Here is a 21689-nt window from a genome sequence, read left to right as displayed (position 1 = left end):
AGGATAAATATCACTCTGTTGTTGCCTTGGGAAGTGCTGCCATCCTTGGCAACATCCTCTATGGGTTGGGCTATCAGAAGAGGTCATTGCCGGGATCATGCATGTCATCCGCCAGGCGAATGTAGCGTTCGAAGGTCTTCTGATCACGATGCCCGCTGATGCGTTTTATCTGTTGATCGCTTTTCCCACGGAGATGCGCTTCGGTAATGAAGCCGGCACGAAAGCTGTGGGTGGTGAACTTTTCTGCACTGAGATTGGCGCGCTGTAACGCCTTCTTGAGTAGATTGCCGAACGTGACGGGGTGCATTCTGCCGGCCCCCACTCGATCTGCCTGATCGATGGAACGATACAGCGCACCTCGACGAATGCCACTCCAAGCAAGCCAAGCCTCCAGTAACGTCACTGGGCAGCAACGTCCACCCGCAGGATTACGAGGAAGCGTCTTCTGCTCGATTCGTCCGCTTTGATTGGTTTTGCTGTGGCGCAACGTGATCACGATACCGCCATCACGCCATTCGATATCCTCTCGGTAGAGCGCGACGACCTCACTGGAACGAAACGCCCCGTAGAAGCACAGGCAGAACATGCTGGCATCACGTAAATCTCGGGGATCCTCGAGGTCCAGAGCCTTCAGCAGCTGTCGCAAATGATGGAGTCGCAAAGCGGGGGCCTGGCGCTGTCGTCCATCACTCTTGCGATGAATCCCCTTCAATACGCCCTTCACTTCCAGGCTCAGCGTGGGGGAGGGCAACTGCATGTAAACATGCCAGGTACCCAGCGAGCTGGCGTGACGGGAAATCGTGGCAGGCTTGCGTCCTTTGACATGCATCTCCGCCAGATAATTGGCGACCTGCTGGGCAGTGGCGGGGAGTGTGTAGCCGGCTTTCAAGAAGCCCCGGATATCTGAACGGAATGCCAGAATCGTGTTCTTGGCCATGCTGTCGGACAGCAATCGTCTGGCAGCGCGTGACAACTCCATATCCCCTGTCAGCGCGTGACTCTCTTCCTTTCCAGACAATGACGACATATCGGTTGGCAGGCCTTCGACCTTCTCGTTATGCGACATGATTACCCCCTTGAGAGGTCATTGAGTCGGAGGAGGGGGCAGACCCTGGGGGAGTGTGTGTGACGTCGTGAGGGGAAGGAATGCATGGTGATGGGGTGGTCATGAAGTACCTCGATTGGCAGGCAGTGTCTGACGCCGGTTCGGTGGCGCCTCTTGTCCTGCGGAGTTGCTTGCAGGCAACTCTCACGCTATCGAGCTTCGCGAATCTGGGAAGGCAATCTTCAGCGGCCCAATGGCCGTAATTCTCCAGACTACATATCAGGTGCCGCTATTTTTCGGAGGGGGTGAGGTAATACAGGTGCGGGAAGCATCCCCAGCACGACATAGCGCCTGTGATTGATACTTCGACGGGTAGGAATGCACCAGTAAGCGACAAAATCATAAGGAAAACGACTTAAGTCTCGCTGGATAGCAGTGAATAGCATAAGACGACGGTAAAAGATCACCAGGTTGGTGCGCGGACAAAGAAATATATTTCTCCATGCCCTTTATTGGTGCGCATAGGATGTTTAATCGTCTACCGAAAAATAGTGACGGCGATGAAATGTACTAAGCGGGTCGGCCCTATGCCATTGATTGGCATATCGATTGCACTACACGAGGAGGGATAACAAGTACAACAAGATACGAGGGAATGTCGTGAACAAGAAAATTGCTACCGCAATGCTGTCCGCCTGTGTCGGTTTCTCGCTGGCCAATGTCGCCCAGGCGGAAGAGGGGCCGATCAAGGTCGGCATCCTGCATTCACTGTCCGGCACCATGGCGATCAGTGAATCGACACTGAAAGACACCATGTTGATGCTGATCGAGAAGCAGAACGAGCAGGGCGGGCTGCTGGGACGCAAGCTGGAGCCTGTCGTGGTCGATCCGGCCTCCAACTGGCCGCTGTTCGCCGAGAAGGCGCGTGAACTGCTGGCGCAGGACAAGGTCGACGTGATCTTCGGCAACTGGACGTCCGTCTCGCGCAAGTCGGTGCTGCCGGTGGTCGAGGAGCTCAACGGCCTGTTGTTCTATCCGGTGCAGTATGAGGGCGAGGAGTCCTCGGAGAATGTCTTCTACACCGGGGCGGCGCCCAATCAGCAGGCGATTCCGGCAGTGGATTATCTGATGAACGACGTGGGCGTGGAGCGCTGGGTGCTGGCGGGTACGGATTATGTCTATCCGCGTACCACCAACAAGATCCTGGCTGCCTACCTCAAGTCGAAGGGCGTGGCCGACGAGGATGTGATGGTCAATTACACGCCCTTCGGTCATTCCAACTGGCAGTCCATCGTCTCGGACATCAAGTCCTTCGGCAGCGCGGGCAAGAAGACCGCCGTGGTGTCCACCATCAACGGCGATGCCAACGTGCCGTTCTATCGTGAGCTGGCCAACCAGGGCATCGATGCCGAGGACATTCCGGTGGTGGCCTTCTCGGTGGGCGAGCAGGAGCTCTCGGGCATCGATACCGCGCCGCTGGTCGGGCATCTCGCGGCCTGGAACTACTTCATGAGCGTGGACAGCGATACCAACTACGACTTCATCGATGAGTGGATCGCCTACACCGGCAAGGAAGATGCCGTCACCAATGATCCGATGGAAGCCCACTACATCGGCTTCAACATGTGGATGGAAGCCGCTCGCAAGGCCGGCAGTGTCGAGGTCGATGCGGTCAAGGACGCCATCATCGGCGTATCCGTTCCCAACCTGACCGGCGGCTACGCCACCATGATGCCCAACCATCACATCACCAAACCGGTGCTGATCGGCGAGATCCAGGACAACGGTCAGTTCTCCGTCGTCTGGCAGACCCCTTCCACCGTGGCAGGCGATGCCTGGTCGGACTATCTGGAAGGTTCCAAGGACCTGATCAGTGACTGGCGCAAACCGATGGAGTGCGGCAACTACAACGTCGTGACCCATTCCTGTGGGGCTCAACAGAACGTCGCCACGCAATGAGGCGTCGCACGTTCTGAGAGTGAGGCGGCGCGCATGTGAACCTGCGTGCCGCCTCGCTGAGTGTCGGCTCCGAGGTCGCGACGCCCTCGGAGACTGATGACGCCTTCGCGCGTTCACCATGGATGGCCTTCGTGATGTCTATTTCCGTTGCAATGATGTTCCGCGGGTGCTGGCAGAGGATGCTGCTGATCTGTCTTCTGTCATTCCCCCTGTTTGCCGCTGCCCAGTCCGACTCCGCGACTGGGCAGTCAGCGCGTCTGTCTGACAGCGCTGCCCAGGCCTTGCTGACCCGACTTGCCGAGGCGCGCAATCCCGCCAAGCCGGCCGTGATCGATGAGATCGCCGTGAGCGGTGATGCGCGCGCGCGTGGCTGGCTGGAAGCCTTCTCCTCAAGCAAGCTGGCTCGCCTCAAGAGCGGCGAGCGCTTCCTGATCATCGACAATAATCGCGGCCGCGAATGGGCCGTTTCCGACGCCCTGTCCGGCGACTCCGCCGGCAAGGTCTCGCGACGTGAACTCGAGACGCTGCGCAGCAACAACTCGCTGCGCGGCCACATCGATGGTGTGCTGTCGATGATCGACCTGTCGTCCCCGGAGGCCGAGGTCCGGCTTACGGCGGCGCGCGGCCTGCGCGGCAGTGTCGATGAGGCCATGGCCGAGCGGCTGCCGAGTCTGATCGAGAAGGAAGCCGATGCTGATATTCGCGCCACCCTGGCGGAGGCACTCGCCATCCAGCGGCTGGAAGCCAATGGCGACCCTGCGGCGCTGGAGACGCTGTCCGGCAGCCTGAACGCCGCGGCGATTGCCGCCATCAATGGTGCTGCGGCCAGTGATGACCCGCAGCTGGCCAAGGCCGCCCGGGTAGCACTGGCCGGTATCGAGCAGAAGCTCAAGCTCAACAGCGGGCTCGAGACGCTCTACTTCGGCCTCTCGCTGGGCTCGGTACTGGTGCTGGCTGCCATCGGGCTTGCCATCACCTTCGGTGTCATGGGCGTGATCAACATGGCGCATGGCGAACTGATCATGCTGGGCGCCTACACCACCTGGGGCATGCAGCAGCTGCTGCCCGGGCAGCCGGGGCTGGCGCTGCTGCTGTCGATTCCGGCGGGTTTTCTGGTCGCGGCGGCGGTGGGCGTGATCATCGAGCGCAGCGTCATCCAGCACCTCAAGGGGCGACCGCTGGAGACCTTGCTGGCCACCTTCGGCATCAGCCTTATCCTGCAGCAGCTGGTGCGTACCACCATCTCACCCCTGAATCGCATCGTGGTCACGCCGGAGTGGATGAGCGGCTCGCTGATGATCAATGAGGCGCTGTCATTGACGCTCAATCGCCTCTACATCATCGGCTTCGCGCTGTTCGTGTTCGCCGGTCTGATGCTGATCATGCGCCGCACCCGTCTCGGGCTCGAGGTGCGGGCGGTGACCCAGAACCGGGCCATGGCGCGCTCGATGGGCATCAAGGCGACGCGTGTCGACATCATGACCTTCGCACTCGGCTCCGGCGTTGCCGGCCTTGCCGGTGTCGCGCTCTCGCAGATCACCAACGTCGGTCCGAACTTGGGCCAGAACTACATCATCGACTCCTTCATGGTGGTGGTGTTCGGCGGGGTCGGCAATTTGTGGGGCACGCTGGTGGCCGGCATGTCGCTGGGACTGCTCAATCAGTTCCTCGAGCCCTGGGCGGGTGCGGTCCTCGCCAAGATCGTGGTGCTGGTGTTCATCATCCTGTTCATTCAAAAGCGCCCGCGGGGACTCTTCCCGCAGAAGGGCCGCGCCGCGGAGGGTTGATCCATGCCTGATTCACGTTACTGGCTGGCGCGCCCCTTCACGGAGCGCTCCACCCAGATATTCCTGGCAGTCCTGACACTGTCGGTACTCGCGGTCACGCTGCTGCATGTGCTGCTGCCCGAGAGTAACCCGTTGCATGTCAGCACCTTCACCGTCACCTTGCTGGGCAAGTACCTGTGCTATGCGCTGCTGGCGGTGGCGGTGGATCTCGTCTGGGGCTACCTGGGTATCCTCAGCCTGGGCCACGGCGCCTTCTTCGCGCTGGGCGGTTACGCCATGGGCATGTACCTGATGCGCCAGGTGGGTGACCGCGGCGTGTATGGCAATCCGGAGCTTCCGGATTTCATGGTCTTCCTCAACTGGCAGGAGCTGCCGTGGTTCTGGCAGGGCTTTGACATGCCGGGCTTCGCCTTCCTGATGGTGCTGTTGGCACCGGGGCTGCTGGCGCTGGTGTTCGGCTTCCTGGCCTTCCGCTCCCGCGTCACCGGTGTCTATCTCTCCATCATCACCCAGGCGCTGACCTTCGCCTTGATGCTGGCGTTCTTCCGCAACGAGATGGGCTTTGGCGGCAACAACGGCCTGACTGACTTCAAGGACATGCTGGGCTTCGATCTGCGCACGGATGCCATGCGCGTCGCGCTGTTCATCGCCAGTGGTGTGGCGCTGGGACTCGGTTATCTGCTGTGTCGCGGCATCGTCGGCTCCAAGCTCGGGCGCGTGAGCATCGCCTGTCGCGACGCCGAGGCGCGCACGCGCTTTCTGGGCTATCGCGTCGAACGTGTCCAGCTGTTCATCTTCGTGGTCTCGGCGATGCTGGCCGGTGTGGCGGGAGCGCTGTATGTGCCGCAGGTCGGCATCATCAATCCTGGCGAGTTCTCGCCGCTGTTCTCCATCGAGGTGGTGGTGTGGGTGGCGCTCGGTGGCCGTGCGACGCTCTACGGCGCCGTGCTGGGCGCGCTGATCGTCAATTACGCCAAGACGGTGTTCACCGGCATCATGCCGGACGCCTGGCTGTTCGCTCTCGGCGGTCTGTTCGTGCTGGTCACCGTGCTGTTGCCCAAGGGGATCGCCGGCCTGTTCGCCCAGCGTGGCTGGGGCCGGCGCTCGTCGTCCAAGGCGAAGATTGATCCGACGAACGCGACTCGTCCCACCGAGCAGGAGGCCACTGCATGAGCCTGTTAAAAGAGATGGCGACGCGGGATCGCGTGTTCGACTTCCTGACCCCACGTGTCTCGCCAGTGGATGTGACCCACGGGCCGATCCTCTATTTGGAGGATGTCAGTGTCAGCTTCGATGGCTTCAAGGCGATCAACGACCTCAACCTGACCATCGACGATGGTGAGCTGCGCTGCATCATCGGCCCCAACGGCGCCGGCAAGACCACGATGATGGACATCATCACCGGCAAGACGCGCCCCGACAGTGGCTCGGTGTGGTTCGGCAGCCGCCACGATCTGCTGCACATGAGTGAGCCCGAGATCGCCACCCTGGGCATCGGTCGCAAGTTCCAGAAGCCCACCGTCTTCGAGGCGCTCAGCGTGTTCGAGAATCTCGAACTCGCGATGGCCACCGACAAGCGCATCTTCCCGACCCTGACCGCGCGCATGACCGGCGAGACTCGGGATCGGATCGAGGAAGTGCTGCAGACGATTCATCTCAAGGAATGGCATGCGCGCGAGGCGGGCATCCTGTCCCACGGCCAGAAGCAGTGGCTGGAGATCGGCATGCTGTTGATGCAGAAACCGCGTCTGCTGCTGGTCGATGAGCCGGTGGCCGGCATGACCGAGCAGGAGATGGAGCGCACCGCGGAGCTGCTGACCAGCTTGGCGGGACACCAGTCGGTGGTGGTGGTCGAGCATGACATGGGCTTCGTGCGCTCCATCGCGCGCAAGGTCACGGTGCTGCATCAGGGCTCGGTACTGGCGGAAGGCAGCATGGATGCGGTATCGAGCGACCCCAAGGTCGTCGAGGTCTACCTGGGAGAGAGTGACGGATGACGCAAGCGCAGATGACCGATACCCCGATGCACCACGCATCGCCGACCCATGACCCGGCGACGAATGACGTGGCGCCGCTGCTGAGCATCGAGTCGCTCAATCAGTTCTACGGCGAGAGTCATACGCTGTGGGATCTCACGCTGGAGATTCCCGCCGGCCAATGCACCTGCGTGATGGGCCGCAACGGCGTCGGCAAGACCACCTTGATGAAATGCATCATGGGTGAGGAGAGCGTCCGCGACGGCAAGCTTCTGTATCGTGCCGAGGGCGGTAGTGGTGAGAGCAGCAGTGGCGATGCCAGTGGCCTCGAGCCGCTTGATCTGACACGCCGCAAGCTCGAGGAGCGCGCCCGCCTGGGCGTCGGCTATGTCCCCCAGGGGCGTCAGATCTTCCCGATGATGACGGTGGAAGAGAACCTGCGCACCGGCCTGCCCGTACGTCGTGATGGACTGCGCCAGATTCCCGAGCGCATCTATGAGCTGTTTCCCGTGCTCAAGGAGATGCGTCACCGGCGTGGGGGTGACCTGTCCGGCGGGCAGCAGCAACAGCTCGCCATCGGCCGCGCGCTGGTGATCGAACCGCGCCTGCTGATCCTCGATGAGCCCGGCGAAGGCATCCAGCCCAATATCGTCGCCCAGATAGGCGAGGTCATTCGCCGCCTGATCAAGGAAGACGGCCTGACGGTGCTGCTGGTCGAGCAGAAGCTGCCCTTCGCGCGCAAGTACGCCGATCGCTTCGTGATCATGGATCGCGGCCGGCGGGTGGCCGAAGGCGAGATCGCGGCGCTGTCCGATGAATTGATCAAGCAGCACCTGACCGTATGACCATCCAGTGCATGATTTCCGCAGACGGCGCGACGGATGTCGCGTCCGGCCATCGCTTCGATGATCAGCGTCAGTGGCAGGCCTCGCTGGCGCTGCGCTTCGAGACCGACACCCGTGATGGCGCAGGCCCCATCACGCGACTGACGCGTCGTCGTCATCACGGCCCGCTGCGTGTGCAGCGCCCTTTCTATCCGGAAGGCCGCCACGGCTGCTGCCATGTCTATCTGCTGCACCCTCCCGGCGGGCTGGTCAGTGGTGATGCACTGCATATCACGGCAGAGGTCGAGGAAGGCGCGCGGGTGCTGTTGACGACGCCGGCGGCGGCCAAGCTCTACAAGGCGGATCGCAACGGCGTGGCCTGGGGCCAGCATACGTATCTCAAGGTCGCCAACGGCGCCACCCTGGAATGGCTGCCTCAGGAGACGCTGGCCTTCAATGGCTCGCGCGGCGAGCAGACCACCACCCTCGAGCTTGAGGGCAATGCTCGCTGTCTGGGCTGGGAGGTGCTGGCACTCGGCCGCCCCGTCGGTGAGCTGCCCTTCGTCAGTGGCCATCTGGAGCAACGCTTCCGCCTGACGCGTGATGGCAAGCCAGTGTGGATCGAGCGCCAGTCGCTGGACCCGCTGCATGCGCGCTTCATGGGGCGCTGGGGGCAGGGCGGCTGCAGTGTCCAGGCCACGCTGTGGGCGGTAGGGCTTGCAGATGAGGCGGCGGCCATCGAGGCCCTGCGCGAGGCGATGCCTGCCTCTCCGCGATGGGCGGTGACACGCCGCGAGGGCGTGCTGCTGCTGCGCTATCTGGGCCATGAACGCAACGAGGCCTGGGCGCTGTGCCAGCAGGCATGGCAGATCCTGCGCCCGCTGATGACGGGGCTTGAGGCACAGGTGCCGCGTATCTGGCTGACCTGACCTCGAGAGCCCCCACGCAATGACAACCACAAGAGTCACGACATGGAACTGACGCCAAGAGACAAGGACAAGCTGTTGCTGTTTACCGCAGCACTGCTGGCCGAGCGCCGCAAGGCCAAGGGCCTCAAGCTCAACTACCCGGAATCCATCGCGTTGATCAGCGCCGAGATTCTGGAAGGCGCACGCGAAGGATTGAGCGTGGCTGAGCTGATGGGGCGCGGGGCAGAGGTATTGACCCGTGATGACGTGATGGAAGGTATCGCCGAGATGATTCCCGAGGTGCAGGTCGAGGCGACCTTCCCGGATGGCACCAAGCTGGTGACCGTTCACAACCCCATCGTGTGAGGTGAGCAATGATGATTCCCGGTGAATATCAGGTGGCGGACGGCGAGATCTCTCTCTGCGAGGACCGCCTGCGCACCACGCTCTCGGTCGGCAATCGCGGCGACCGACCGATCCAGATCGGCTCGCACTATCACTTTGCCGAGGCCAATCCGGCGCTGGTGTTCGATCGCGAGGCCGCCCTCGGACAGCGCCTGGACATCGCCGCCGGAACGGCGATTCGCTTCGAGCCCGGGCAGACGCGTGACGTCACGCTGATTCCCTTCGCCGGCAGTCGTCATATCTATGGCTTCCGCGGCGAGGTGATGGGACAGCTCAAGGATGACGGCAGTGTCGAGCGCTGAGCGAGTGACAACCTTTCCGTCAAGGCGCCAGGCAATGGCGCCGACAGGCATTTACCTTGGAGCTCATTCAGAGACTGCGGCTCAGGGATCAAGAGGCAACCCATGAAGATAACGCGACAGGCCTATGCCGACATGTACGGCCCGACCACTGGTGACCGCGTGCGCCTGGGCGATACGGCGCTGTGGATTGAGGTGGAAAAGGACTTCACCCACTATGGCGAAGAGGTGAAGTTCGGCGGTGGCAAGGTGATTCGCGATGGTATGGGCCAGAGCCAGCGCGCTGATGAGAGCGTGATGGATACCGTGATCACCAATGCGCTGATTCTGGACTGGTGGGGCATCGTCAAGGCGGATGTCGGCCTCAAGGCCGGGCGCATCGCGGCCATCGGTAAGGCCGGCAATCCCGACACCCAGCCTGACGTGGATATCGTGATCGGCCCGGGCACCGAGATCATCGCCGGTGAGGGCAAGATCCTCACCGCTGGCGGTGTCGACCCGCACATCCACTTCATCTGCCCCCAGCAGGTGGAAGAGGCGCTGATGAGCGGCATCACCACCATGCTCGGCGGTGGCACGGGGCCGGCCACCGGCACCAATGCCACCACCTGTACGCCGGGACCCTGGCATATCGGCAAGATGCTGCAGGCGGTGGACAGCCTGCCGATGAACATCGGCTTGCTCGGCAAGGGCAATGCCTCGTTGCCCGAGGGGCTGGAGCAGCAGATCGAGGCCGGCGTGATTGGCCTCAAGCTGCATGAGGACTGGGGCACATCGCCGGCCTCCATCGACAACTGCCTGACAGTCGCCGACGCCTACGACGTGCAGGTGGCGATCCATACCGACACCCTGAACGAGTCGGGCTTCGTCGAGGATACCCTGGCGGCCTTCAAGGACCGTTGCATCCATACCTTCCACACCGAAGGGGCCGGTGGCGGCCATGCGCCGGACATCATCACTGCCTGTTCGCGGCCCAACGTGCTGCCGTCCTCCACCAACCCGACGCGCCCCTACACCGTCAACACGGTGGATGAGCATCTCGACATGCTGATGGTCTGCCATCACCTGGACCCGAGCATCCCTGAGGATGTGGCCTTCGCCGATTCGCGCATTCGCCGCGAGACCATCGCCGCCGAGGACATCCTGCATGATCTGGGTGTCATCTCGATGATGTCCTCGGATTCCCAGGCGATGGGCCGTGTGGGCGAGGTGATCTGCCGCACCTGGCAGACCGCGCACAAGATGCGCGAGCAGCGTGGCCTGCTGGCGGAGGATGCCGAGCGTGGCACCGACAACTTCCGTGCCCGCCGCTATATCGCCAAGTACACCATCAACTCGGCCATCACCCACGGCATCGCCCATGAGGTCGGCTCCATCGAGGTCGGCAAGCTGGCGGATCTGGTGCTGTGGTCACCGGCGTTCTTCGGCGTCAAACCGGCCTGCATTCTCAAGGGCGGCATGATTGCCGCCGCGCCGATGGGCGACCCGAATGCCTCGATCCCCACGCCGCAGCCAGTGCATTACCGCCCGATGTTCGGCGCCTTCGGCAAGGCAGCCAGCGCCACGCGCCTGACCTTCGTCTCTCAGGCGGCACTCAAGGCCGGTGTCGGCGAGGCCCTCGGACTCGACAGCCCGTTGTCCGCCTGTCGCGACGTACGCCAGGTGCGCAAGCGTGACATGAAACTCAACGATGCCTGCCCGGAGCTCAAGGTCGACCCCGAAACCTACGAAGTCTTCGCCGACGGTGAACTTCTGACCTGTGAGCCTGCCACCGAGCTGCCGCTGGCCCAGCGCTATCACCTGTTCTGAGGGCCTGTTTCAAGTGCCTGTTCTGATTCCCTATTTGAGAATGACGCCATGATGGAACTGATACATCGCCTGCCAGACGCCAGTGGATCAGGCGACCCAGCGAGCGCTCACACCGAGGCGGAGCCTCTGGATACCTTGACTCTGCCGCTGGAGCTGCGCATTCGTGGGCGGCTGCGTGCTATCACGGACGGCGGGCGCGAGGTCGGCCTGTTTCTGGATCGCGGACCGGTGCTGCGTGACGGCGATCGGCTGGCCTCGCGCGAGGGCGAGGTGATCCGCATCCGCGCCGCGGATGAGCCGGTAGTGACTGCCCACATCGCCGCCGGGCGTCCGATGGCGGCGCTCTGCTATCACCTGGGCAATCGCCATGTGCAGCTGGCGATCGGCATGCATACGCCTGACGCTGATGCTGAAGCCAAGGACGAAACCGGCTGGGTGCGCTTCCCGCCGGACCACGTGCTGGAAGCGCTGGCCGAGCGACTGGGGGCGACCCTCACTCATCACGAGGCGCCCTTTGATCCTGAGCCGGGCGCCTATGCCCAGGCGGGGCAAGCGCATTCCCATGCTCACAGCCATGACCATAGCCACGATCATGGTCAGCCACATGACCATGAGCACAGCCACGGTCATTCTCACAGCCACGGTCATTCTCACAGCCACGGTCATTCTCACAGCCACACTCATGAGCACACGCATGAGCACTGATGCCATGGCGGGCCTGCCGGCTCAGGAGGACCTGGCACTACTGGGGCTCCTGCAGCTGGTGAGTCCGGCCTTGCCCATCGGCGCCTTTGCCTGGTCCCAGGGGCTGGAAAGTGCCTTCGAACTTGGGTGGGTCACTCAGGAGCAGGAGCTTGGCGAATGGATCGACGGCGTGCTGGAAGACGGGCTCGGCCGTTGCGAACTGCCGTTGCTGGTGCGCCTGCAGCAGGCATGGGCCGAGGAGGATGCGTCGGCGCTCAATGAGTGGGATGGCTGGCTCAAGGCGACACGCGAAACCGCCGAACTCAGCGATGAGGACGCGCGTCTCGGGGCGGCGCTGCTGCGCCTGCTCAGAAGCCTCAAACTTGAACCACCAGCGGCGCTGATGCCCGAGACACCGGGCTACGTCACGGTGTTTGCCTGGGTGGCGTACCAGCGTGGGGTGCCACTGCGCCAGACCTTGATCGGCTTCGCCTGGGCCTGGCTGGAAAACCAGCTGGCGGTGGCCTGCAAGGCCATGCCGCTGGGGCACACCGCCGCGCAGCGCCTGACCGAGCAACTGCGCCCCCGCGTAGTGGAGGTCGTCGCACAGGCACTTGAGCGCCCGGATGCAGCGCTTGGCCCGATACTGCCGGGGCTGGCACTCGCCTCCGCCCAGCACGAAACACAATATTCCCGTCTGTTCAGGAGTTGAGCGAACGCCGCCTGTTCTGAGGCGGCGGCGCCTGAACCGACCGACACGAACCCCTGATATCTCACGAGAAAGGAAGCTGTCATGAAGCATTGTCTACGCGTAGGAGTGGGTGGGCCGGTAGGCTCCGGCAAGACGGCGCTGTTGCGTCAGCTGTGTCTGGCCCTGCGCGATCACTACGACATCGGGGTGGTCACCAATGACATCTACACCCGCGAAGATGCCGATTTCCTGCTGCGCCATGAAGCGCTGGAGGCGGACCGCATTCTCGGCGTCGAGACCGGTGGCTGCCCACATACCGCGATCCGCGAAGACGCCTCGATGAATCTGGCGGCCATCGATGATCTCCAGGCGCGTCATCCGAACATGGAGCTGGTGCTGGTGGAATCCGGCGGTGACAACCTGTCCGCGACCTTCAGCCCCGAACTTTCCGATCTCACGCTCTATGTGATCGACGTCTCGGCAGGTGACAAGATTCCGCGCAAGGGCGGGCCGGGCATCACCAAGTCCGACCTTCTGATCATCAACAAGATCGACATCGCCGAGCAGGTGCATGCCTCGCTTGAGGTGATGGACCGCGACTCGCGCAAGATGCGTGGCGAGCGGCCCTTCGTGTTCGCCAACCTGTATGACGGCGTCGGCCTGGAAGAGATCATCGCCTTCATTCTGGATCGCGGCATGCTGCCGGAGCGCCGCCCGGAAAAGCTGGCCGCACAGGCCTGACGGCGCAGCGTTTTCTGTCACTTGCCTGTCGCCCATTGTCTCCCGGTAGTCGACACATGACGGATATCGGGTGAATTCATCATCATCTTGTTCAGGAATGACACATGAAGCGTTCTCACTCCGCACTGCTGGCCACCTCACTGTTGCTGGTGGCGACCTCGGCCTCCGCACACCCCGGCCATGATGCCCAGGGACTGATGGCCGGCCTGACGCATCCCTTCACCGGGCTGGATCACCTGCTGGCCATGCTGGCCATCGGCATCTGGAGTGCACGCCAGTCACGGGCCTTGAGGGTTGGCACGCCGCTGCTGATGGTCATTGGCATGCTGGCGGGGGCCGGTATTGCGCTTCTCAGCGGTGGACAGGCGCTGCATGCGCTGATCGCCGAGCAGGGCATCCTGCTCTCGGTGCTGGTGTCCGGTGCTCTGGTGGCGCTGCTTCTGCGTCTGCCGACTCTGGCTGGCGCCGTCATGGTGGCCGGCTTCATGGCCTTCCACGGCTTCGCCCACGCGCTGGAAATGCCGGCGGCTGGCAGTGCCATGGGTTACATGGCGGGCTTCGTGATCGCGACACTGGCCCTGGCGTTGCTGGGCCGTGCAGTGGGTCAGCGCCTGATGAGCGTGCCAACCATCGCGTCTCGTCTGGTGGGTGGGGCAGTGATGGCCTCTGCCGTGATGATGGCAGTCTGATCGTCACCTGACATTCTGCTCGCGACGAGAAACGCCCCGCTGGCTTGCCAGCGGGGCGTTTTCTTTCTTTCTGATGCTGACGACACAAGAGAGGTGGGGCGCTTCATCAGAAAATGGCTGACGGGAGATTATGTTATAACGTATCATTTGCCACATCTGATGATCGAGAAACCAGCGGTCTCCCACGTCCAGGCACTCACCTGAACCTCGGCCTGACCATGCGCCGGCAAGAATGCCGTCATGCGCGCACGGCGTGGCAATGACCCAACCCATTGAGGTAGTGCCTGATGACTTCCCCCCAAATGTCTCCTTCATATCCCTTGTCGGTAACCGTGTTGTCCGGTTTTCTGGGCGCCGGCAAGACGACGCTGTTGAATCACATTCTGGCTAACCGCGAAGGGCGGCGAGTCGCGGTGATCGTCAATGACATGAGCGAGGTCAATATCGACGCCGCCATGGTACGCGGCGCATCCGGCACAGGCGGCGAGGTGGCGCTCAATCGCGCCGAGGAGCAGCTGGTGGAGATGAGTAATGGCTGTATCTGCTGCACGCTGCGCGAGGACCTGCTCATTGAGGTCCGGCGATTGGCCGAGGAGGGGCGCTTCGACTGTCTGGTGATCGAGTCCACCGGCATTTCCGAGCCGCTGCCGGTGGCGGAGACCTTCACCTTCGAGGACGAAGATGGTCAGTGCCTCTCGGATGTCGCACGTCTCGACACCATGGTCACCGTCGTGGATGGCGCCAACTTCCTTGCTCAGTATCGCGAGGCGCAGTCACTGGCCGAAGCAGGAGAAAGCCTCGGCGAGGACGATGAGCGCAATGTCGCGGATCTGCTGGTCGACCAGATCGAGTTCTGTGATGTGCTGCTGATCAGCAAGACGGACATGATCGAGGCAACTCAGCTGGATGAGCTGACGGCCGTGCTGCGCTCGCTCAACCCGGAAGCCGAGATTCTGCCCATGACGCAGGGCGCCGTGCCGCTTTCCAAGGTACTGGACACCGGTCGCTTCAGTTTCGATCGAGCGCAGCAGGCACCGGGCTGGTTGAAGGAGATGCGCGGCGAGCACGTACCGGAGACCGAGGAGTACGGCATTTCGAGCTTCTCCTACCATGCGCGTGTACCGTTTCATCCTGAGAAATTCCACCAGCTGCTCCACGGGGATTGGTTCGGTGGCAAGCTGCTGCGCTCCAAGGGCTTCTTCTGGCTGGCCACGCGCCCACAGTTCGCGGGGCAGTGGAACCAGGCCGGTGGCATCGCCCACTATGGGTTCGGCGGCATGTTCTGGAAGGCGGTACCGAAGGTCGAATGGCCCGAAGACCCCGAGTACCTGGCGTCGATCCAGGAAAAATGGCAAGAGCCCTTCGGCGACATGCGCCAGGAGCTGGTGTTCATCGGTCAGAACCTGGAGGAAGACCGTATCCGCCAGGCGCTGGATGAGTGTCTGCTCGATGACGCCACGCTGCTGGCAGGCAAGGAAGCCTGGCGTATTCTGCCGGACCCGTTTCCCGCCTGGGAATGAGCGATAGCACCTGAGTCCCTGATCTGCTGGCACTCGCCAAACCACCCCACTGATCCGCGATCAGTGGGGTGTTCTGTTTCTACGTTCATTGCTTGATGCACCTGCTCTTCGTTCCTTGAAGAGATGACTTTCCCGTTCAAGGCAGACTGCCTATGCACGTGGGATTTTCCCTGTTGTGTCATCGAGTCAATTCATGACGGCTTGGCTGAGTGCTACGTCGCTTGAGCGATACCCAGAGGGGGAATGTCAGGGCAGAAGCGATGCAGAGAGTGCCAAGCCATTGAAGGGAGCCGAATGACTCGCCCATCCATAGAAAACCCAACACAGTTGCCGTCAGCGGGCTGAGCATTCCCAGCAGTGATGCGGAAAAGGCGGGCAGTCGCTGGACGCCGGCAAACCAGAGGCTATAGCCGAGCACGCCACCCGGCAGGATCAGGTAGCCATAGCCCAGCAGATGTTGCGGCTCGAGGGTGGTCGGAATACCTTCCGACCAGGCGGCCAAAGGCAGCAACAACAGTCCACCGAAGATCAATTGCCAGCCCGTCAGGCTCAATTGACTGACGTCGGGCGGACGTTGCCAGCGCTTGCTGAGTACGATGCCGGCGGCCATCGAGACAGCACCGAGCAGTGCGACCCCGACCCCTGTCATGTCCAGTCCACCTTGGCCGGGATTGAGCAGCATCACCACTCCGACCATGCCCAGTCCACACTGCATTGCGGCTGTCATGTTGAAGTCTGTCCCTAGCCACCAGCGACTCAACAGTAGAACCCACACCGACTGACTTGCCAGCAGCAAGGCGGCCATGCTGCCGGGGATGCGGTATGCCGCGGCAAATAGGCAGGTAAAGAAGAGTCCGATATTGAGGGTGCCCAGCACCATGGCCTTCACCCACCACCCTCCCGACAAGGTCTGTCGAGTCCAGAGCAGAATCAGTATTCCCGCGGGAAGGGCGCGAATGGTGGCTGCGGTGAATGGCGTGTCGGCAGGGAGAAGGGTCTGTGTCACCAGGTAAGTACTCCCCCAAATGATCGGGGCTGTAGCGGTCATGGCGAGAACCTTCAGGTGTGAAGATGGCATGCTTGTCTCTCCTTGAAGTATCTTTTTAAAAAGATAAATGTAAGAGTACTCGCAAAACCGCCGACGTCAAAGTATCTTTTGGGAAAGATAACTGGGAGGTTTCATGATGTGGGATACCGTGGATCGCATTCTTGCGCAGTGGGAGGAAGCTCGCCCCGATCTGGATTGCCGGCCGATGGGCATATTCGGGCGTATCAGCCGGGCAGGTCGTGTGTTTGGCTCTAGGATGGAGCAGGTATTCGAGAAGGAGGGCCTGTCGACTATCGAGTTTGACATCCTGGCGACGCTGCGACGTTCACAGGTGCCATTGACCCCGACTCAGCTGTATCAGACGTTGATGCTCTCTTCCGGTGCCATGAGCACGCGGATAGATCAGCTGGTGAAGCGAGGGTTGTTGCAACGCCAGGCCAGTGATGAGGATCGGCGCAGCAATCGCGTCGCGCTGACGGAAGCAGGGCGCCGTCTGATCGACACCACTCTGGAAGCGCATGTCGAGAATCAGCACCGGATGGCGAGTGCGCTGGACAGCGATGAGCAACATCAGCTTGCCTGTCTGCTGCGCAAGCTAATGTCTGATGAAGAACGCTAGTTATCATGCAGCACTCATCGGGCCTCTGTAGGGGTATGCACCAGATCAACCTCGAGTAGAAGTCTCGCTGCCGGTCTGAGAAACGAGGCGTGAGATGCGTGCCGCTGCAGTGCTCAGGGCAAAAAGCAGGGTGGCGAGGCACACGATGGTGGGGCCGGTGGGCGTATCCAGCCAGTAGGCTGCCTGCAGACCGCCGGTGGTGGAAATCCCGCCGACGATGGCAGCGGTAACCGCCATGAGTTCTGGGGTGTGGCAGAAGCGGCGTGCCGTGGCCGCTGGAATGATCAGCAGCGCGGTGATCAGAAGCGCCCCGACCACCTTCAGGGCGACCGCGACCACCACGGCCAGCGACAATGTCAGCACCAGCTGCTCGCGTTGCGGGTTGATGCCGCTGGCACGCGCCAGTTCTTCATTGAGTGTCGCAGTGAGCAATGCCGACCAGCGCCAGCGAAGCAGCCCGAGGACCAGCAGGCCTCCTGTGGCGATGATCGCAAGATCCGTCTTGCTGACGGCCAGGATATCGCCGAACAGATAGGCCATCAGGTCGATCCGTACGCCAGGCAGGAAGGACACGGCGACCAGCCCGAAGGCGAGCGCGGAGTGCGCCATGACGCCAAGCAGGGTGTCCATGGCATAGCCGCGTCCGCTGAGCAGGGTCACCAGCGTCGCCATGATCAGCGAGACGATGAGCACGCCTGCCAGCATCGAGGTGGACATCAACAGTGACAGCGCCACCCCGAGAATCGCGGCGTGGGCCGTGGCATCACCGAAATAGGCCATGCGCCGCCAGACGACGAAACAGCCCAAGGGCGCTGCCGCAAGCGCGACGGCAATGCCAGCCAGAGCGGCGCGGACCATGAAATCGTCCATGACATTGTCCAGCATCAGTGCAATTTCTCTGTGATCGGTGTCGCGGGTGTCGCGGGTGTCGTGAGGGGCTGTGCAGGCGGCACCCTGTCATCCATCGGCGGCGCCGTGTGGCTGTGTCGATGGTCATATCGGTAGAAGGCGAGGGCGTCAGCAGTGTCGAGTCCGAACAGATTCTGATAGGCCGGTGAGGCCATGACGCGCTCAGGCGTGCCCTGGCAGCAGACGTGCCCATGCAGGCAGACGACGCGGTCGGAGGCGCGCATCACCACATGCAGTTCGTGGCTGACCATCAGCACTCCGCAGCCTAGGGTGTGACGGACGCGATCGATCTGACGATAGAAATCCGCGATGCCACGATGATCCAGGCCTTGGGTCGCCTCATCCAGCAGCAGGAGATCAGGCGAATCCAGCAGTGCACGAGCCAGCAGAATGCGCTGGAATTGACCACCGGAGAGACTGGCGATCTGCTGAACCTCGGCACCGGGAATACCGGCCTGCAGGAGGGCATGGGCTACGGTATCCAGCGAGTGTCGATGTGGCAGGTTCAGGAAGCGTTCCACCGTCATCGGCAGCGTCGGGTCAAGGCTCAGACGTTGAGGGACATAGCCGATCTTGAGTCCCGGCTCTCGTTGTATCCGACCGTGCGACGGGGTGATGGACCCGATGATGCTGCGAAGCAGCGTGGACTTGCCGGACCCATTGGGGCCTACGAGGGTGACGATTTCACCGCGTTCCACCTGTAGCTCGATCTCCTCGAGAATGCGGTGCTTGCCGAGGGTGACGCAGAGGTTCTCGATCGATAACAGCGGCATGGAGAGCGGACCCTTGAAGAATGACAACGTTGGCGGTTCAGTGATCGTAAGTGTTATATTATAACATATTGAGTCGAGGCGGTAGCGTCTCCGAACTTCCTTCCATGTCATCGCATCTTCTGGAGAACCGTCATGCGCAATCGGTTGCTGCCTTTCCTCTCGCTGCCAGTGTTGATGTTACCCGCCGTGGCCATGGCGGAGGTGCCATCCGTCGCGGTGGATATCCCACCGGTGCATTCACTGGTCTCGCGCGTCATGGGGGAGCTGGGCAGTCCCGATCTTGTCATCCAGCCCGGCGCCTCGCCGCATGGCTATTCCATGCGGCCCTCCGAGGCCAGGTCACTGGCCGACGCGGATGTCATGATCTTCGTGAGTGATGAGCTGACGCCCTGGCTTGCCAAGGCGCGTGAGACGCTGGCCGCGGATGCTGATGCCGTCGAGTTGATGGAAGTGCCCGGCACCCTTCATCTGCGCTATCGCGAGGGCGCCACCTTCGAGGCGCATCATGATGAGCATGACGACCACGACAGCCATGATGATCACCATGAGCATGCCCACGCTGGCATGAACCCTCATGGCTGGTTGGACCCGATGAATGCGCGTCTCTGGCTGGCAGAGATCGCGGAATCGCTGGCAGCACAGGACCCGGAGCATGCCGCGACCTATCGCAGGAATGCCCAGGCGGGCCAGCGGGAGCTCGACACCATGACAGAGTCACTGTCGGCGCGTCTGGCGCAAGTTCAGGGCACTCGCTACATCGTCTTCCATGATGCCTACCAGTACTTCGAGCACCGCTTCGATGTCCCCGCGTCCGGTGCCATCTCGCTGGGGGATGCCTCCACGCCCAGCCCGGCGCGCGTCAAGGAGATCCAGACGCGCGTGGCGCGGGACAACATCCAGTGCGTCTTCCGTGAGCCACAGTACAACCCGGCGTTGATCGAGAGTGTCTTCGAGGGGACCGGCGTCAAGACCTCCATCGTCTTCGAGCCGCTGGGTGTCGGGCTGCCGCTGGGCGAGACACTCTATCCGCAGCTGATCAAGCGTCTGGGGCAGGGCATCCTGCGGTGTGCCGACGCCTGAGCGATCACGTGACATCAGGGCGGGGAGGCCGGCAGCCCCCCGTCTTTCTTTCCATATCCTCAAGAGAGAGCCACTGCATGCCTCATCCGACGTCCCCTCCATTGACGGAACGTGACGCTGAATTTTGCATCAATGCCGCGACTCGCACGCTCGAGCGCTGGGCGATCGCCGTCACGCGTGGGGAAAAGGAAACGCTTCTCTCGCTGTATGCCGAGGACGCGATTCTGGTGCCGACGGTCGCCGATGATGTGCGTGAGAATCGCCAGCAGCGGCAGGCCTATTTCGATGGTTTTCTCGCCAATGAGGCGCTGGCCTGCGAGCTGGGTGAGTACTCGCCACGGGTCAGTCGCAAGCTGGGCACCGTGGTGATCGGCGGCCATTACACCTTCGAGTATCGCGTCGCTGACGAGACGGTCACGATTCCGGCCCGTTTTCTGTTCACCTTCGAGGAGATCCTCGGCGAGTGGAAGATCACCGGCCATCACTCCTCGCGACTGGCGGGATGATCCTGCGCTGACGGCGAGCCGTCCGCGCTGTGTTCTTCACCTCTCCTGACACTCCCCCACACTTCGGCGGAACTCAGTGCCTGCCTCCCACCGGCGTGAGGGAGGCGGCACTGAGGAGAGCCGCTCTGGATATCTGACGAATGACCGCAATACTCCCCGACGTTTCCCTGACCGAGCGCTCCCGTTCCCTGAGCCCCCTTGAGTGGGTGGGCATGCAGGGGATCGATCTGCCCGTACTCATCGAGGAGGGCGATTACCGCCGTGAATTGCATGCCCGCGTGGATGCGCAGGTCGACCTGCCGATGCCGCATACCAAGGGCATTCACATGTCGCGCCTCTACCGTCTGCTGGATGGGCTGGCGGAGGGCAAGGCGCTGACCCCCGGCAGTCTGCGGAATGTGCTCGCTGCAATGGTCGAAAGTCATCATGACTGCGCCTCGCGCAATGCCCGCGTGAAGATGACGTTCGCACTGCTGGTGAAGCGTCCGGCGCTAGTCACGCCGGCACTCTACGGATGGAAGTCGTATCCCGTCACGCTGGAGGCCAGTCTGCACGAGGGCAGGTTCACGCTGCAGGCCAGTGTCACGGTGGGCTATTCCTCCACCTGTCCCTGCTCGGCGGCCCTGTCGCGTCAGCTGATCGAGCAAGCGTTCCTGGAGGCTCACCACAATGACGCCGCGCTGACCCCAGAGCAGGTCGCCGAGTGGCTCATCCACCATGCGACGCTGGCCACGCCCCACAGCCAGCGCAGTGAAGCGCTGGTTCAGGTCACGCTCAAGCCTGAAGCCGAGGATCTAGGGCTGATCGCGCTGATTGATGCCATCGAGCAGGCCGTGGCGACGCCTGTCCAGACGGCCGTAAAACGTGCCGATGAGCAGGCATTTGCCGCGCTCAATGGACAGAATCTGATGTTCGTCGAGGACGCCGCGCGCCGCTTGATCAATGGCTTGGCAGTCTCACAAGGCGAGGCGCATGTCCAAGTGCGGCATATCGAGAGCCTTCACCCCCATGATGCCGTAGCCTGGGGAGGCGGTGCGTAAGAAGCCCCCCTGCGCCATGGTGAGTGCCAGCTCACGGTCCCGCTGAAGAGACATCGAGGTTGATGTCTGATCTGTCCAGGCCCTGCCGGTGATGCCGGTGGGGCCTTCGCGTCTTGGGCGCCGCCATCAGGCATCATGTGGTTTGCAAAATAGGCCAGATGTTGTGATGTAGAGCGATATATTGCGTATATGTCTAGACAAAGGTCTATTTCTGCGCCAATTGGATTGACCCTTGAGTCGGGAGACGTCTAAGTTCTGCTCTATCTGGTATGGTTTGCAGTCCACTTGAGGGGCGGCTCTTGCGCGTGAAGCGCTCGAAGCTCCGTCGGCAGCACACGCTCACCGTCCTCAAGCGTCATGCCAGACGCGATACGTCC

At 62.1% G+C, this 21689-nt stretch carries 22 protein-coding genes; 18 read left to right on the top strand and 4 right to left on the bottom strand.

Translation table 11 applies throughout. The features are described 5' to 3' along the window. Nucleotides 1–73: 73 nt before the first annotated feature. Nucleotides 74–1066, bottom strand: a complete 993-nt coding sequence (locus AC26AR_RS10305) for a site-specific integrase (RefSeq protein WP_488106963.1) — start codon at nucleotides 1064–1066, stop codon at nucleotides 74–76. A gap of 663 nt (nucleotides 1067–1729) precedes the next feature. On the opposite strand from AC26AR_RS10305, the gene urtA reads away from it, so the two are divergent. From urtA to zigA, 14 genes are all read left to right on the top strand, one after another. Next, nucleotides 1730–3004, top strand: a complete 1275-nt coding sequence (gene urtA, locus AC26AR_RS10300) for an urea ABC transporter substrate-binding protein (RefSeq protein ID WP_136938922.1) — start codon at nucleotides 1730–1732, stop codon at nucleotides 3002–3004. A 134-nt stretch (nucleotides 3005–3138) separates the two neighbouring features. Next, the gene (gene urtB / locus AC26AR_RS10295) at nucleotides 3139–4791 is read left to right on the top strand and encodes an urea ABC transporter permease subunit UrtB (RefSeq protein ID WP_488106962.1); all 1653 of its coding nucleotides are present in this window, start codon (nucleotides 3139–3141) and stop codon (nucleotides 4789–4791) included. A gap of 3 nt (nucleotides 4792–4794) precedes the next feature. Next, a complete protein-coding gene (gene urtC, locus AC26AR_RS10290; RefSeq protein ID WP_488106961.1) occupies nucleotides 4795–5964 on the top strand; it encodes an urea ABC transporter permease subunit UrtC in 1170 nt (389 codons plus the stop codon). Then, entirely contained in the window at nucleotides 5961–6788 is an 828-nt protein-coding gene (gene urtD / locus AC26AR_RS10285) for an urea ABC transporter ATP-binding protein UrtD (protein WP_488106960.1), read from the top strand. The genes urtC and urtD overlap by 4 nt, the downstream gene beginning before the upstream one ends. A gap of 77 nt (nucleotides 6789–6865) precedes the next feature. Beyond that, entirely contained in the window at nucleotides 6866–7612 is a 747-nt protein-coding gene (urtE, locus tag AC26AR_RS10280) for an urea ABC transporter ATP-binding subunit UrtE (protein WP_488107901.1), read from the top strand. Nucleotides 7613–7623: 11 nt separating this feature from the next. Next, nucleotides 7624–8520, top strand: a complete 897-nt coding sequence (locus AC26AR_RS10275) for an urease accessory protein UreD (protein WP_488106959.1) — start codon at nucleotides 7624–7626, stop codon at nucleotides 8518–8520. Between the two features lie 42 nt (nucleotides 8521–8562). Next, nucleotides 8563–8865 (top strand): urease subunit gamma, encoded by a 303-nt coding sequence (gene ureA, locus AC26AR_RS10270; protein ID WP_024952521.1) that lies wholly within the window; start codon nucleotides 8563–8565, stop codon nucleotides 8863–8865. A gap of 11 nt (nucleotides 8866–8876) precedes the next feature. Continuing rightward, entirely contained in the window at nucleotides 8877–9206 is a 330-nt protein-coding gene (locus AC26AR_RS10265) for an urease subunit beta (protein WP_054556303.1), read from the top strand. A 102-nt stretch (nucleotides 9207–9308) separates the two neighbouring features. Continuing rightward, nucleotides 9309–11012 (top strand): urease subunit alpha, encoded by a 1704-nt coding sequence (ureC, locus tag AC26AR_RS10260; protein WP_176494429.1) that lies wholly within the window; start codon nucleotides 9309–9311, stop codon nucleotides 11010–11012. Nucleotides 11013–11060: 48 nt separating this feature from the next. Beyond that, a complete protein-coding gene (gene ureE / locus AC26AR_RS10255; protein ID WP_488106958.1) occupies nucleotides 11061–11717 on the top strand; it encodes an urease accessory protein UreE in 657 nt (218 codons plus the stop codon). Further along, complete coding sequence (locus AC26AR_RS10250) at nucleotides 11707–12408, top strand: urease accessory protein UreF (protein WP_303568389.1); 702 nt, start codon at nucleotides 11707–11709, stop codon at nucleotides 12406–12408. Before ureE ends, AC26AR_RS10250 begins: the two co-directional genes overlap by 11 nt. 81 nt (nucleotides 12409–12489) lie before the next feature. Further along, nucleotides 12490–13128 carry an urease accessory protein UreG gene (ureG, locus tag AC26AR_RS10245; RefSeq protein WP_054556181.1) on the top strand — a complete coding sequence of 213 codons (639 nt, stop codon included), beginning with the start codon at nucleotides 12490–12492 and terminating at the stop codon, nucleotides 13126–13128. A gap of 104 nt (nucleotides 13129–13232) precedes the next feature. Beyond that, nucleotides 13233–13817 (top strand): HupE/UreJ family protein, encoded by a 585-nt coding sequence (locus AC26AR_RS10240; protein WP_488106957.1) that lies wholly within the window; start codon nucleotides 13233–13235, stop codon nucleotides 13815–13817. Nucleotides 13818–14119: 302 nt separating this feature from the next. Further along, nucleotides 14120–15337, top strand: a complete 1218-nt coding sequence (zigA, locus tag AC26AR_RS10235) for a zinc metallochaperone GTPase ZigA (RefSeq protein ID WP_191237817.1) — start codon at nucleotides 14120–14122, stop codon at nucleotides 15335–15337. Between the two features lie 178 nt (nucleotides 15338–15515). On the opposite strand, the gene AC26AR_RS10230 is transcribed toward zigA, so the two are convergent. Further along, nucleotides 15516–16415 (bottom strand): EamA family transporter, encoded by a 900-nt coding sequence (locus tag AC26AR_RS10230; protein ID WP_488106956.1) that lies wholly within the window; start codon nucleotides 16413–16415, stop codon nucleotides 15516–15518. A gap of 103 nt (nucleotides 16416–16518) precedes the next feature. Between AC26AR_RS10230 and AC26AR_RS10225 the strand changes: the two genes are divergently transcribed. Then, on the top strand, nucleotides 16519–17004 hold the full coding sequence (locus AC26AR_RS10225) for a MarR family winged helix-turn-helix transcriptional regulator (protein WP_488106955.1): 486 nt from the start codon (nucleotides 16519–16521) through the stop codon (nucleotides 17002–17004). Nucleotides 17005–17049: 45 nt separating this feature from the next. Here AC26AR_RS10225 and AC26AR_RS10220 read toward each other — a convergent pair whose 3' ends face one another. Further along, nucleotides 17050–17874, bottom strand: coding sequence for a metal ABC transporter permease (locus tag AC26AR_RS10220; RefSeq protein ID WP_488106954.1), 825 nt, complete (start codon nucleotides 17872–17874; stop codon nucleotides 17050–17052). A 14-nt stretch (nucleotides 17875–17888) separates the two neighbouring features. After that, nucleotides 17889–18686, bottom strand: coding sequence for an ATP-binding cassette domain-containing protein (locus AC26AR_RS10215; RefSeq protein ID WP_488106953.1), 798 nt, complete (start codon nucleotides 18684–18686; stop codon nucleotides 17889–17891). A gap of 132 nt (nucleotides 18687–18818) precedes the next feature. Here AC26AR_RS10215 and AC26AR_RS10210 point away from each other — a divergent pair, with 132 nt between their 5' ends. The 3 genes from AC26AR_RS10210 (at nucleotide 18819) to folE2 (ending at nucleotide 21312) form a co-directional block, all read left to right on the top strand. Continuing rightward, on the top strand, nucleotides 18819–19766 hold the full coding sequence (locus AC26AR_RS10210; protein ID WP_488106952.1) for a zinc ABC transporter substrate-binding protein: 948 nt from the start codon (nucleotides 18819–18821) through the stop codon (nucleotides 19764–19766). A gap of 77 nt (nucleotides 19767–19843) precedes the next feature. Then, on the top strand, nucleotides 19844–20272 hold the full coding sequence (locus tag AC26AR_RS10205; protein ID WP_136938543.1) for a DUF4440 domain-containing protein: 429 nt from the start codon (nucleotides 19844–19846) through the stop codon (nucleotides 20270–20272). A gap of 140 nt (nucleotides 20273–20412) precedes the next feature. Continuing rightward, nucleotides 20413–21312: a GTP cyclohydrolase FolE2 gene (gene folE2, locus AC26AR_RS10200; protein WP_488106951.1), complete on the top strand. Its 900-nt coding sequence runs from the start codon at nucleotides 20413–20415 to the stop codon at nucleotides 21310–21312. Nucleotides 21313–21689 lie beyond the last annotated feature (377 nt).

Source organism: Cobetia sp. PS-4MA, from assembly GCF_057670765.1.
Note: the sequence above shows the minus strand (reverse complement) of the source record. Positions and strands in the feature narration are given on the sequence as shown.